General features: G+C 68.3%; 7 protein-coding genes. 3 read left to right on the top strand and 4 right to left on the bottom strand.

The features are described from left to right. Positions 1-9: 9 nt before the first annotated feature. From AC1RM6_RS08080 to AC1RM6_RS08070, 3 genes are all read right to left on the bottom strand, one after another. Entirely contained in the window at positions 10-1,380 is a 1,371-nt protein-coding gene (locus AC1RM6_RS08080) for a DUF3999 family protein (RefSeq protein WP_493099931.1), read from the bottom strand. Continuing rightward, positions 1,377-4,250, bottom strand: coding sequence for a DUF2339 domain-containing protein (locus tag AC1RM6_RS08075; protein WP_493099929.1), 2,874 nt, complete (start codon positions 4,248-4,250; stop codon positions 1,377-1,379). Before AC1RM6_RS08075 ends, AC1RM6_RS08080 begins: the two co-directional genes overlap by 4 nt. Positions 4,251-4,500: 250 nt before the next feature. Continuing rightward, positions 4,501-6,543, bottom strand: a complete 2,043-nt coding sequence (locus AC1RM6_RS08070) for a S9 family peptidase (protein WP_493099928.1) — start codon at positions 6,541-6,543, stop codon at positions 4,501-4,503. A gap of 147 nt (positions 6,544-6,690) precedes the next feature. Between AC1RM6_RS08070 and AC1RM6_RS08065 the strand changes: the two genes are divergently transcribed. Then, entirely contained in the window at positions 6,691-8,808 is a 2,118-nt protein-coding gene (locus AC1RM6_RS08065; protein ID WP_493099927.1) for a S9 family peptidase, read from the top strand. A 349-nt stretch (positions 8,809-9,157) separates the two neighbouring features. On the opposite strand, the gene AC1RM6_RS08060 is transcribed toward AC1RM6_RS08065, so the two are convergent. Next, positions 9,158-9,691 (bottom strand): hypothetical protein, encoded by a 534-nt coding sequence (locus AC1RM6_RS08060; protein WP_493099924.1) that lies wholly within the window; start codon positions 9,689-9,691, stop codon positions 9,158-9,160. Between the two features lie 420 nt (positions 9,692-10,111). Between AC1RM6_RS08060 and AC1RM6_RS08055 the strand changes: the two genes are divergently transcribed. Further along, a complete protein-coding gene (locus AC1RM6_RS08055) occupies positions 10,112-12,424 on the top strand; it encodes a TonB-dependent receptor (RefSeq protein ID WP_493099922.1) in 2,313 nt (770 codons plus the stop codon). Between the two features lie 23 nt (positions 12,425-12,447). Beyond that, positions 12,448-13,746, top strand: coding sequence for a metallophosphoesterase (locus tag AC1RM6_RS08050; protein ID WP_493099920.1), 1,299 nt, complete (start codon positions 12,448-12,450; stop codon positions 13,744-13,746). Positions 13,747-13,804 lie beyond the last annotated feature (58 nt).

Below are 13,804 nucleotides of genomic sequence, written 5' to 3'. Positions count from 1 at the left end.
GCCGCCGGCTTATTCCTCCTCGGTCGGGTCCGACTTGCGCCACAGGACATAGACCATCGCCGCCAGCAGCAGGGTGCCGCCGACCAGCAGCCCCCACAGCGCATAGGTCCGCAGCGGGATTCCCCCTCCCTTGGAGGCCGCCAGCACCAGCAAAGGCGCCGCGGGTTCGGTCACCGACGCCACCGGCAGCGCATGTTCGGCCCCGGCTCGCCAGCCGGGCATGAGGTCGCCGATGTCGAGATAGCGGTTGCCGGCTTCCGCCGCCCCGGCCGCCAGCGTGAACGGCCCACCGTCGCCGAACTGCGCGACCAGGTCGAGCGGGGTCAGCGTCAGCCGGAGTGCCGGCGCGGCCGAGAAACCGTCGGAGCGCGGATCGGCGACGATGCGATATTGGCTGAACGCGCCGCCCGACAGCGCGATCGGCCGGTTGCCCGGTCCGCGCCGCACCGTGCCCGTGCCGATTTCGATCCACGGTGCCTCGTCATTGTCGCGCGCCTGGATCCGCACCGGCACGATCAGGTCGTCGCGCGCGGGATCGAGCGCGAGCGCGGCGATCGCGATCGGGTGGGACAGCGCGAACTCGACATGATGATCGTCGGTCAGCGTCGGCGGGCTGGTCGCGATCGCGGGTCGCCCGTCGTGCCCGTCGCCATGGCGGACGATCAGGGTCGCGGCGCGGATCTCGACCGGTCCGAGCAGCTTCGACCCCGCGCTCCAGGTGATCCGAAGATAGGCGCCGTGCAGATCGGCCCGGTCGAGCGCGATTGTCTCCGAGCCCAGCGCCTCGGCACGCCCCGCCTCGCGATAGATCGTCTTCTCGGCGAGCGGCCGCCAATGCTGGAGGTCGTCGCCGATCGCGACGGTGAAGCGGATCGGCTGGCGCGCCGGCAGTTCGGCATCGAGCCGGATCCCCTCGACCGGATCGGCGATCGCACGGCTGTCGATGAAGGCGCCGAGCGGAACGACGTCGCGCCCCTCGCCAGCGACCGCGCCTTCGACCCTCACCACCCGGGCATGGTCGAGATCGTCGAGGTCGAGGGTGACCCCCGATAGCCTGAGCGCGCCGGGCGTCCCCATGATCGGGAAGGCGGGGAGCCGCGTCTCGCGCCGTTCGCCGACGGCGGCCGGCGACGCCACCACCGCCAGCGGCAACGCCCGTCCGCTGCGATCGAACAGCCGGACATCGCCGCGGTCGGCGCGCGCGATCGCGGCGAGCAGCGCCGCCGGCAGCACGATCCGCTGCAGCTTTTCGCCCGGCGCCGGGGTCACCGGCAGCCGGATCGCGAAATCCTTAGGCTCGGCCGGCCTTGCCGCGTCTCCGGCGCCATGGTCGCCGAGAACCAGCAGCGCCAACGCCAGCAGCGACGCACGTCTGTTCATGCCAGCGCCTCCCGTTCGCCCTCGGCGGGCTGCGCGGGCGGCAGCGGCGCGAAATAGCCGACCACCAGCATCAGCACGCCGACGACGATGAAGGTGACGATGCGCTCGCCGCCGCTGGCGTTGGACAGGTCGACGAAGAACAGCTTGAGCACCACCGCCCCGAGCAGCACCGCGCCCGCCAGCCAGGCCGGGCGGCTGGCCCGGCGCCGGGCGATCAGCATCAGCCCGAGCGCGAGCAGCGTCCACATGATCGCAAGTCCCGCCTCGACGGCATAATTGCCGAGCAGCGCCTCGATATCCCATGGTACCCCGATCAGATGATGCGCGAACCGCAGCCACATCATGTTGAGATGAACGAAGCCGAGCCCCGCGAGCGCCAATATCGCCCGCGGATGCGCGATCCAGTCGCTGCCGCGCGGCCGGGGATCGGCCGAGGCGATCATCCGCCCCCACAGCAGCAGCGCCGCCGCAGCGAGCGCCACCACCAGGTCGACCGGATTGACCAGCGGCAGATAGGGCAGCGGATCGGCACGCCCTTCGGCGATCATCGTGGTCACGAACGCCCCCAGGAAGAGCGCGCCGGCAAAGGGGAGCGCGGCCTGCCAATAATAGCCTTTGGCGTGAATGTTCAGCGGCCAGCCGAGCGCCGCCCGCTGCGCAGGCCGCGCCGCACGGCCCGCCCACAGGGTCAGCGCGAGCAGTGCCACGACCAAGCTGGCGAGCGTCGCTACGCCCGACCAGCTGCTGTTCCACAACCGGCCGATATCGATCCAATAATATAGGCAATCGGCGAACAGGGCGGCGAGCAGCCAGACGCTGCCGACATGGATCGACCGCGAAATTATTCTGAGCGGGCTGCCCGCGACGGCGTCGCCCGACCGGTCGTTGATGAAGAGCAGCCGGTAATGCGCGACCAGCGCGAGCGGCCAGACGATCCACCCCGGCGTGTAGAGCAGCCGCTCGCCGATCGCGACCTGCCCGATCAGTGTGGCGACGAGCACCGCCAGCGTCGCGTGCCCCGGCCAGCGCGCGACGCTCCATGCGAACCGCCGCGCGATGCCCGCCGACAGCCAGGCGCTCGCGAGCAAGGCGACCATCGCCAGCAACTGGCGATCGCCGGTGCCGAACACCGCGACCGGACCGATGCTCGCGTCGAGCGACGGGACCGCGCGGCAGATCTCGGCGATCCAGGCGAGGCACCAGAACAGGAAGGCATAGAGATAAGCGGCCCTGCCCAGCGCCGCCTCGGCCTCGGCATAGCCCCGCGCGAGCGCCGAGCCGCTGTGCGGCAACGGCGCGGCGCGCAGCCACCACGCGATCGCGAACCCGGGCAGCGCCACCAGCATCGCCCCGAGGAACATCGCATTGGCGAACGGCCAGCGCGCGACATTGTCGGCCAATGTCCCGATCAGCAGCAGGGCGGCGACCGGCTGCAGCAACAGGCCGAACAGCCGCGGCAGCCAGCGCGCCTGGCGCATGCCGACCCAGAATGCGCCGGCGCCCTCGAGCGCCCAGGTCGACGATGTCCAGCGCATGTCGAAGGCGAGCGGCACCGCGAGAGTGACGAAACCGACCCCGATCGCCAGCATCGCCTCGGTCATCAGCCGGAAGCCGGTCCGGTCGCGGCGGATCAGCAATGCCGCGACGAGGATGTAGAAGGCCGCGAAGCCGAGCGCCGACAGCGCCGCGCCATAGTCCCATCGCCCGACCAGCCCGACCTGCAGCCCGAAACCCGCAAGCGCCGATCCGAACAACAGGCTGCTGTCGACGGTCTTGCCGAAGCGGTTCGGCGTGTTGTCGGCATGGAGGATCGCCGCCAGCACATAGATCAGCACCGAGACGATCAGATAGGCTTGGCACACGCCATAATAAGTCGGGTCATAGCGCATGCCGCCCCAGGCGGCGCCGACCCCGAAGGTCGCGGCGAAACCGATCAGGTTGATCGCCCGCCACGACCGGCGCCACGCGATCGTCAGCACCGCGAGATTGAGCAACGTATAATAAGCGAACAGCGCGGTCGGATCGGGGCTGGCCTTGCCGACCAGCAGCGGTACCGCGAAACCGCCGGCGAAGGCGACCGCGGCCATGCCCTGCGCGTTCTGGAGCAGCGCCAGCGCGCAGCCGAGCGCGCAGACCGCGATCATCACCCCGAACACCGCCATCGCCGGCAGCACCCCGAACAGCGGCCCCGCGGCATAAGCGGTCAGGTAGAGCACCGCGACGCCCCCGCCCTGCAGCGCCAGCGCGAAGGCCGGCCTGGCCTCGCGGCGGACGAAGCCGACCCCGAGCAGCGCGATCCCCGCCGCCGCGACCAGCGCCAGCCGCACCTCGATCGGGAACAGCCCCGCCCCCGCCGCCCAGCGCGCGAGGAAGGACAGGCCGACGAACAGGATCAGCAATCCCAGCCGGACGATACTGTTGCCGCCGAGCAGCCAGTCCTTCGCCTTGGCCAGGACATCGTCGAACGGCGTGTGCTGATCATAGGACGAGCGCTCGAGCAGCGCGAAACCCGACGCGCTTGGCTCGGCCGGGCGGACCGCCATCGCCACCGGCTCGGCCCGCGCCACCCGGGGCGGCCGCGCCTCCGCGACCGGCGGCACCGGAGCGACCGGCTCGGATATCGGCTGGTCGGCGCGCTGCGGGACGACAACCGCGGCGGATCGTGCCGGCGGATCGACCGCCGCGCCACGATATTGGGCGATGACCGCTTCGAGCTGCGCGATCCGTTCGTCGTTCGCGCTGCGCACCGCCGCGCGCAGCCACGCCCCCATCGCCGCACCGACGACCGCGCCGGCGACCAGCCCGAACTGTTCGAAATCGGCGAGGCACCAGCCGATGATCGCGCCGGCCACGAGGGTCCATAGGATCATGCGCGCGCTCCCCTGCCTCTTCGGCCAAGCGTCTAACCATGTTCACGGTTCGGGCGAAAGGCCGAATTTCCGTGACTTGGCCCAAATCGATTGCCGCGCCTTCTGCCCTCAGCCCCTTCGAACCTCACCCGCGGCCACCTCACCCGCCACCGTTCGTGTCGAGCGTAGTCGAGACACAAGGCGCAACGTCGAGAACGGTGTCTCGACTACGCTCGACACGAACGGCTGTGGTCGGGTCTGGGTCCTGGACCTACTTCGCCCCCAACCGGTAACGATCGAACCAGGCGATGATCGCCGAGGCCTTCGCCGCCGATTGCGACGGCCGGCCGGCGAGCCAGTGGTGCGACGCCTCGGGCACCTTGACCAGCGCGGTCGGCACCCCGCGCAGCTGAAGCGCGGCATAATATTGCTCGGACTCGCTGTCGGGGGTGCGATAATCCTCGCTGCCGACGACGACCAGGGTCGGGGTCTTGACGTTGCCGACCAGCGACAGCGGCGAGCGCGACCAGTAATCCGCTTGGTCCTCCCACGGATATTTGGCGAACCAATATTTCGACGTGAACGGGGTCATGTCCATCGTCAGCGCCTCGCTGGTCCAGTTGATCACCGGCTTCTGGGTCGCCGCCGCCTTGAAGCGGTCGGTCTTGCCGACGATCCACGCGGTGAGCAGACCGCCGCCCGAACCGCCGGTGACGAACAGATTGGCGGGATCGACATGGCCGTCGGCGATTGCCGCATCGACCGCGGCCATCAGGTCGTCATAATCCTCGCCCGGATATTTATGGTGGATCAGATTGGCGAACTCGGCACCATAGGAGGTCGATCCGCGCGGGTTGGTGTAGAGCACCGCATAGCCCGCGGCGGCATAGAGCTGGACGTCGGTCGAAAAGGACGGGCCGTAGGCGGAGAACGGCCCGCCATGGATCTCGAGGATCAGCGGATATTTCTTCGCCAGGTCAAAATCGGGCGGGGTGACCAGCCAGGCGTCGATCGGGCGCTTGTCGGGCGCGGTGACCGGCAGTTTGCGCAGCGCGCCGAGCGCCTTCGACCCGAGCAGTTCCTCGTTGAGCCGGGTCAGCCGGCGGCTGGCGCCGCCGGCGGCGATAGAGACGTCGGCGGGGCGCTGCGCGCTACCGCTGACGAACGCCACCGCGCCGCCGTCCGACACCGAAAAGGCGCCGCCGGTATAGGGACGGTCTAGTTCGGACTGGACCAGCCCCTCGGCGACGTCGCGCAACTGGCCGTCGAGCGCGACGCGGGCGACCTTGGTCGCTGCCTTGTCGTCATATTGGACATAGATCGCCTTGCCGTCCTTCGCCCAGACCGGGCGGCCGAGCGAGCGATCGAAACCGGCGGTGAGCGCGCGCGGTTTCCCGCCGGCGATATCCATCACATAGAGGATATTGCCCTGATAGCCGAGGAAGCGGTCGTCATAGCCGACGAACGCGATCTGGCGGCCGTCGGGCGAGACCGCGGGTGCCTCGTCGGGACCGGCGCGGTCGGTGAGCCGGCGCAGCGTCCCGCCGGCGAGATCGACCGCGAACAGATCGCTGTTGTTGGGGTTGCGCTCCCAATCGGCATTGCGGTTCGCACTGAAGATGATCGAGCGGCCGTCGCGGCTCCAGGCGAGCGGGCCGTCATCTTCATAGGCCCCGAAGCTCAGCTGGCGCGGCGCGCCGCCATCGGCCGAGACGACGAAGACATGGCCGAAACCGGGCTTGAGATAGCCGGCATCGTCGGCACGGTAGGTGACCTTGTCGATGATCTCGAGCGGCGGCGCCCATTTGGCGCCTTCGGGCTTGGCGGGCGCCGACCCGAGCTTGACCCCGTCGTCGGGAACCTTGGCGACAAAAGCGATACGGGTGCCGTCGGGCGACCAGGCGAGCGCGCCCGGCGCATCGGGCAGGCCGGTGATCCGGGCGCTCGCGCCGCCATCCATCCAGCGCACGAACAGCTGGGCCGAACCCTCGCTGCTCGACACATAGGCCAGCCGCCGGCCATCGGGCGACCAGCGCGGGCTGCCATGCGATCCAGCGCCGGTGACCAGCGGGGTCTGAACACCGGTCTTCGTATCGATCAGCCAGATCGACGCGCGCATCCGATCGGTCATGATGTCGCCCGAACGGCGGACATAGGCGATCCAGCGGCCATCGGGGCTGATCTGCGGATCGGCGGCGACCTCGAGCGCGAACAGGTCGGCGCCGGTCAGGGTGCGCGCGGGGGCGGTCGGCGCCGCGGCGGCGAGTGGCGCGGTCGAGGCAAGCAGGAAGACGGCGAGAAGCGGGCGGAGCATCGGACGATCCCTGTTCGGAGAAGGCCTTAGCTTGACCGATTCCACCCGCCAGGCAAGCGGGTTTCGAAAAGGGAAATTCCGCAGCCGAACCGATTTGCAAGCGGCGCCGGCCATGCGATGTCGGATATCCGCCATCCGGAGACCCGCATGAAGACGACCAGCCGCCTTGCCCTTGTCCTCGCGCTCGGTGCCACCACGGCGCATGCCGCCCGGCCGATCGGCCCCGACGACATCGCCCGCATCCGCACCGTCGGCGATCCGCAGGTCGCCCCCGACGGCGCCTGGGTCGCCTATACGATCTCCGAGAGCGATGTCGCCGCCGACAAGAATGTCAGCCATCTCTGGATGAGCCGCTGGGACGGCAGCCGCACCGTCCAGCTCACCGGCCGCAAAGGCGAGAGCGAGAACACGCCGCGCTTCAGCCCCGACGGGCGATATCTGGCCTTCATCTCGTCGCGCGGCGATTCGCATGACGACGACCAGCTCTGGCTGATGGACCGGACCGGCGGCGAAGGCGTGCGGCTGCCCGGGATCAAGGGATCGGTCGGCGACATCGCCTGGTCGCCCGATTCGAAGACGATCGCGCTGATCGTCCAGGACCCCGACCCCGACGAAAAGGCCAACGCCGCCGCGCAGGCGGCCACCGCCTCGCCGGCGAAGCCCGGCGCCTCGACCCCGCCGACCACCGACGCCGCGGTCGCCGCCCCCGCCGCCGAAGCCGGCGCGACGGAGAAGGGCGACGACAAGAAGCCCAGGCCGATCGTGATCGACCGCTTCCAGTTCAAACAGGATATCGACGGCTATCTCGGCACCCGCCGCAGCCGGATCTGGCTCTACGATCTCGCCACCCACAGCGCCCGGCGCCTGACCACCGGCGACTATGACGAGGCGTTGCCGGCTTGGTCCCCCGATGGAAGCAGCATCGCCTTCACCTCGAAGCGGCTGCCCGATCCCGATCGCAGCTATGATTCGAACCTGTTCGTCGCCGCGGTCGGCGCGCAGCCGGCCGAGCCGCGGGCACTGACCAACTTCGCCGGCGCCGACAACGACGCCGAATGGTCGAGCTATCCGGCGTGGAGCCCCGACGGCCGCCGCATCGCCTATCTCCAGGGCGGCCCGGTTGAGCTCTTCTCTTATGGGGTGCAGAGTCTGGCGGTGGTCGAAATCGCCGGCGGCGCGCCGACGATCCTGACCGGCAAGCTCGACCGCAACGTCCACGACCCGATCTGGTCGGCCGATGGGCGCGCGATCCGCTTCGTCGTCGAGGATGACGGCGTCGAACGGATCGCCGAGATCGCCGCATCCGGCGGGGCACCGAAGTCGGTAGCGGCCGGTTTCAGGGTGTTCTCGTCACCGGCGGCGGCCCCGCGCGGCGGCCTGGCGGTGCTGGTCTCGACCCCGGCCGCGCCGGCCGAACTCTACGCGCTCGACAGAAGCGGCGCGCTGCGCCAGCTCAGCCATGCCAATGATGCCTGGTTGAAGGAGGTCGCGATCGCACCGGTCGCACGGACCGTGCTGACCTCGAAGGACGGCACCGAGGTGCATGGCTTCACGATTACCCCGCCGGGCGCGGTCGCGGGCAAGCCCCTGCCGGCCGTGCTGTTCAACCATGGCGGCCCGCAGTCGCAGTTCAACGCCGGCTTCAACATGAACTGGCAGATCTTCGCGGGACATGGCTTTGCGGTGGTCTCGACCAATCCGCGCGGCAGCACCGGCCGCGGCGAGGCCTTCGCCAAGGCGCTCTATGCCGACTGGGGTGGTCCGGCAGTGCCCGACGCGCTCGCCGGCGTCGACGATGCGGTGCGCCGCGGCATCGCCGATCCGGCGCGGCTGTTCGTCGGCGGCTGGTCCTATGGCGGCATGCTCACCGACTATCTGATTGCATCCGACACCCGCTTCAAGGCGGCGGTCAGCGGCGCCAGCATCGGTAATGCGCTCGCCGGCTACGGCACCGACCAATATATCCGCGACTATGAGATGGAACTCGGCACCCCCTGGACCAGCCTCGATCGCTGGATGAAGATCAGCTACCCCTTCTTCCACAACGACCGGATCGTCACCCCGACCCTGTTCATGGTCGGCGACAAGGACTTCAACGTCCCCCATCACAACAGCGAACAGCTCTACCAGGCGCTCAGCAGCCGCGGAATCTCGACCCGGCTGATCATCTATCCGGGCCAATATCATGGGCTGAAACGGCCGAGCTTCCTCAAGGACCGCATGGAGCGCTGGCTCGACTGGTATGATCGCGGCGGGGTGAAATAGCGCCAGCCATCCCCGTCATCCCGGCGCAGGCCGGGATCCATGTCTCGCCCGGCAAAAGATGCCATCGCGGAGGAAAAAGACATGCGCCCCGCCGCTGCTCGGTGACGCATGAATGGACGCCAAATCCGATTTTACATCTGATTTTTCCCGCCGGTGATCTGCATCACAACGCCCCCTCCGCCGAGCGCCTAAAGGAGTCGTGTCGGGCAGCGATGCCCTAAGCCAGTATGCATTGCGTTTTCGCAGAGCCGGGAGGGCCCCCACCCTCCCGGCTTTTCGCGCTCGTAAGATGTTCGAACAGATCGATCGCGGATGCGTCGGCATCGTCGAGATCAGCTTCAGCCGCGGGTCAGGCCGCCTGTCGCGGCCAGCCGAACGATCCCGCCTGGATGTTGCCGATCTGCGACGCCAGTGCCGCCAGCCACCGGGCATCGGGCTCGGCGCGGTGCCGCTGTGCCACGCTGCGATCGGCGATCGCCACCGCCTGTTCGACCTGCCATGGTTCGGGCCGGTGCAGGTCGAGCCATTCGGCGACATGCGCGATATCGAAGGCCGGCGCGATCGCGGCGGCTTCGGCGAGCGTCGCGAGCCAGCGGCGATCGAGATCATGATCGGCATAGACCCGATGGCCACCCGCCGCCGCGTTGAGTTCGGCCATCACCGACGCCACCGACTGCCCGTCGCGCAGCAGCGTCTCGCGCGTGAGCCCGTGCAGGCCCTCGGCCTCGGCGGTCCAGCCCCAGTCGGCCCAGCCGGGTTCGGGCCGGATCAGCCAGGCGCGCGACCAGCCGGCGCCGTCGGCGAGACCGACCTCGATCGGGAAGGAACGGCCGTCGCGCGGCAGGCACGAGGCCTCGAAGTCGATGAACAGGGGAGTAAGCATGAAATTTCCGGGGTCGTGACGGCCACGAACGACGCACGTCATTGCGCGTTCCCTGGCCTGTGAAATATTTTTCGGCGGGTCCGGCGCCTCAGGCGCAAGGATGGTTTTTGTCGCTTTCCAGCCTGTCGTTCGTCATCCGGAGCCTCCTTTCGAGTCCCCTCCCGCCGCCGCCCTGATGCACCCGCCGCGCGACGGCACGATGACAGCCGGGACGAAATTGCGTCCGCCGTCGGCAGATTTCCGCCGCGCACGAAAATTTCCGGCGGCTCATCGATCCGCCGCCGGACCGTCGCCGAATCGTCATCGAACCAAATTACGGCACGCGACTGTATCGTAATTCCATTCAGGGAGATTGCAGTGGTGAATTTGTCGAGCGCGCGGCGCCGGTGGCGGCGCGCGGCGCTTCGTGGCGTGCTGGGTATGGCCGGTCTCACGGCGGCCGCGGCGCATGCGCAGGACACCGCGCCTTCCGCCGATGCCGCCGACGCGGCGGAAGCGGAGACCGCAGGATCGGGGGATATCGTCGTCACCGCGCGCAAGACCCGCGAGCGGATGCAGGACGTGCCGGTCGCGATCACCGCGATCGGCAACGATCAGCTCCGCCGCAACGACCATATCCGGCTCGAGGATCTCAACCAGCTCGCGCCGAGCACCGTCGTCGTGATCACCAACGGCCATCAGGCGAGCGTCAGCATTCGCGGCCTCGGCAACAATCCGGGCAGCGACGGGCTCGAGAACAGCGCCGGCATCTTCGTCGACGGCGTCTATCTCGGCCGGCCCGGCATGGCCGCGATGGACCTGATCGACATCCAGCAGGTCGAATTGCTGCGCGGACCGCAGGGGACCCTGTTCGGCAAGAACACCACCGCCGGCGCGCTCAACATCACCACCGCGCTGCCCAGCTTCGACTTCGGCCTGCGCGCCCAGGCGACCTATGGCAATCATGACTATCAGCAATATCAGGCATCGCTCACCGGCCCGATCAGCGACACGCTGGCGTTCCGCGCGACCGGCTATCGCACCACCCGCGGCGGGCTGATCGACAATATCACCACCGGCAAGAAGACCAGCACGCTCGGCCGCGAAGGCGGCCGGCTGCAACTGCTCTACAAGCCGGGCGACGATTTCAGCATCCGCCTGATCGGCGAATATGCCCGCGAACAGCAAAGCTCGGGCGCGGTCACCGTGCTGCCGACCACCGGCACCAGCTATGCGCTGATCCAGGCGAAGCTCACCGCCACCGGCGCGAAGATCGCGATCGACCCCGACGGGCGCACCACCGCGGTCGACGGACCGGTCGAAACCGGCACCCGCCAGGCGGCGGGATCGGCCGAGATCAACTGGTCGCTCGGCGACTTCACCCTCACCTCGATCAGCGCCTATCGCTACTGGCAATATGATTCGCGCTCGGACACCGAGGGCAGCAGTGCCGACGTGCTGTTCGGCGGCTATCATATCAAGAACGACCAGTGGACCCAGGAGCTGCGCCTCGCCTTCCCGCGGATGGGCAATGTCGATGCGATCGCCGGCCTTTATTATTTCCGACAGAAGGTCGATACCGACCAGCATACCGAATATGGCCGCGACGCCGCCGCCTGGCTTTCGGGCATCCCCAACAGCCTGCTGCCGATCTACGCCCAGGCATCACCCGCGCTCGCCGGCCTGCTCGCCTATAACAATACGCGCTGGGACACCCGCGCCGCGCCGCTGACGAACAGCTATGCCGCGTTCGGCCAGGCGACCTGGCACGTCACCCCCCAATGGAACATCACCGGCGGCATCCGCCTGACCCATGAGACCAAGTCTGAGGACGTCTCACGCGCGGTGCCGATCAGCCGGCTCACGGGCCTGCCGGTGACCGCGCTCGCCAGCCAGGCCGCGGGTCCGATCCACGCCGCGATCTCGAACACCGCTCCGTCCTTCCTGCTCGGCACCGACTATCATGTCACGCCGGGGATCATGGCCTATGCGCTGGTGTCGCGCGGCCAGAAGGCGGGCGGGCTCAACACGACGCTGCCGCCGGCCGGCCTCGGCAGCGACGCGCTCAAGGTCCAGCCCGAGGTGGCGACCAACTATGAGGTGGGCCTCAAGAGCGATCTGTTCGACCGGCACCTGACCCTCAACCTCAGCGCCTATCGCACCGACGTGCGCGACTATCAGGCCAATGTCCTGCTCGAGGTGAACAGCCAGGTCGTCCAGCTGCTGACATCGGCGGGCAAGGTCCGGACCCAGGGCGCCGAGGCCGAGGCGACCTTCCGCCCGACCTCGAACCTCTCGATCCACGGCTTCGTCGCCTATAACGACGCCAAATATCTGTCCTATGTGAACGGCCCCTGCCCGCTCGAGACGACCGGCCGGCCGACCTGCGACCTGTCGGGCCGCCCGGTCGCCGGCGCGCCCCACTGGACCACCGGCATCAACGGCACCTTCGAGCAGCCGCTGGGCACCCGCTTCGTCGGCTATGTCTCGCCCGAATATTCGTGGCGATCGCATTATTTCGGTTCGCTCGACGATTCGCGCTACTCGCTGACCGGCGGCTACGGCCTGCTCAACCTGCGCGCCGGCATCCGCACCGCGGACCAGCGCTGGGACTTCTCGGTGTGGGGACGCAACGTCGCCAACAAACATTATGCGTCGAACTACTTCAATTACGGGTCGCTCGTGCCGGGCATCTACGTCGCCTTCTTCGGCGACCCCGCGACCTATGGCGCAACCGCGCGCGTCACCTTCTGATCGTCCTCCAGGGAGTTCCCGACATGCCGCTTCTCCGTACCCTGCTGACCGCCGCCGCCACGATCGCGCTGGCCACCACCGCCGCGATCGCCGCGCCCGCGCCCAGTCCTAGCCTTGCCAACGATAGCAGCTTCACCATCGCGGTGATCCCCGACACCCAGAATTACCTCGACTATACCCACCAGACCGAGGCCGGCTTCGCGTTCGACGCGCGCACGATGTTCCTCGACCAGCTGCGCTATGTCGCCGCCAACCTCGAAAGCCAGGGCGGCGATATCGCCTTCGTCAGCGCGCTCGGCGACATCTGGCAGCACCAGTCGCTGCCGATCGACCCGGCGCACGCCGCGCGGGGCTTCAAGCGGGTTGCCAATCCGATCATGGACCCGATGTTCGCGCCCAGCCGCAGGGTCATCGAGATCGAGATGCCGGTCGCGAAGCAGGGCTATGACCTGATCGCCGGCAAGGTCCCGTTCGCGGTGGTCCCGGGCAATCACGACTATGATGCGATGTGGACCGACGCCAGCCATCCGCCCGCGGCCAAATTCGTCGACATGTCGAGCCTCGGCATGCTCCACGCCGGCGGCCTCGACAATTTCCGCAGCGTGTTCGGCGCCGACTCGCCCTATTTCAAGGGGCAGAAATGGTATGTCGCGTCGCATGACGGCGGCGCCGACAGCGCCCAGATCTTCACCGCTGGCGGCTATCGTTTCCTCCACATCGGGCTGCAGTTCGACGCGCCCAACGCCTCGCTGGAGTGGGCGGCGACGATCGTGAAGAAATATCCCGGGCTGCCGACGATCGTCACCATGCACGATTATCTGCAGACCGACGGCTCGCGGCTGCCCAATCCGATCATCGACAACCATGCGGTCGATCCGCTCGACAACAGCCCGCAGATGATCTGGGACAAGTTCCTGAGCAGGCACGACCAGATCTTCATGGTGCTGTGCGGCCACGAACATGCCCAGGCCTTCCGCACCGACGCCAATGCCTTCGGCCACAAGGTCTATCAGATCCTGTCCGACTATCAGGACCGGCGCCAGACCGCGGTCGATGCCGGCGCGAAACTGCAGCAGGGCGAGGGTATCGGCGACGGCTGGCTGCGGCTGATGACCTTCGACATGGCCCCCGCCACCCCGGTCGTCCATGTCCGCACCCGCTCGACCCACTACAAGGCGCTGAGCACCGAGGCCCCCGACTATGCCGCCTGGTACCGCAAGCAGGAAAAGCCGAAGCTGACCGACGAACAATATCTCGCCGAAGATGATTTCACGATCGATCTGGACGATTTCCGGGCTCGCTTTCGCAAGACCGGCCAGTAGGATCGCCGACCAAACCGGCCGCCGCGGACATCACCGCGGCGGCCCTTCACGACAAGGG

This window comes from Rhizorhabdus sp. GW822-FHT03C02 (assembly GCF_058801765.1).
The sequence above is the reverse complement of the archived record's forward strand: the minus strand, read 5'-3'. Positions and strand labels throughout refer to the sequence as shown.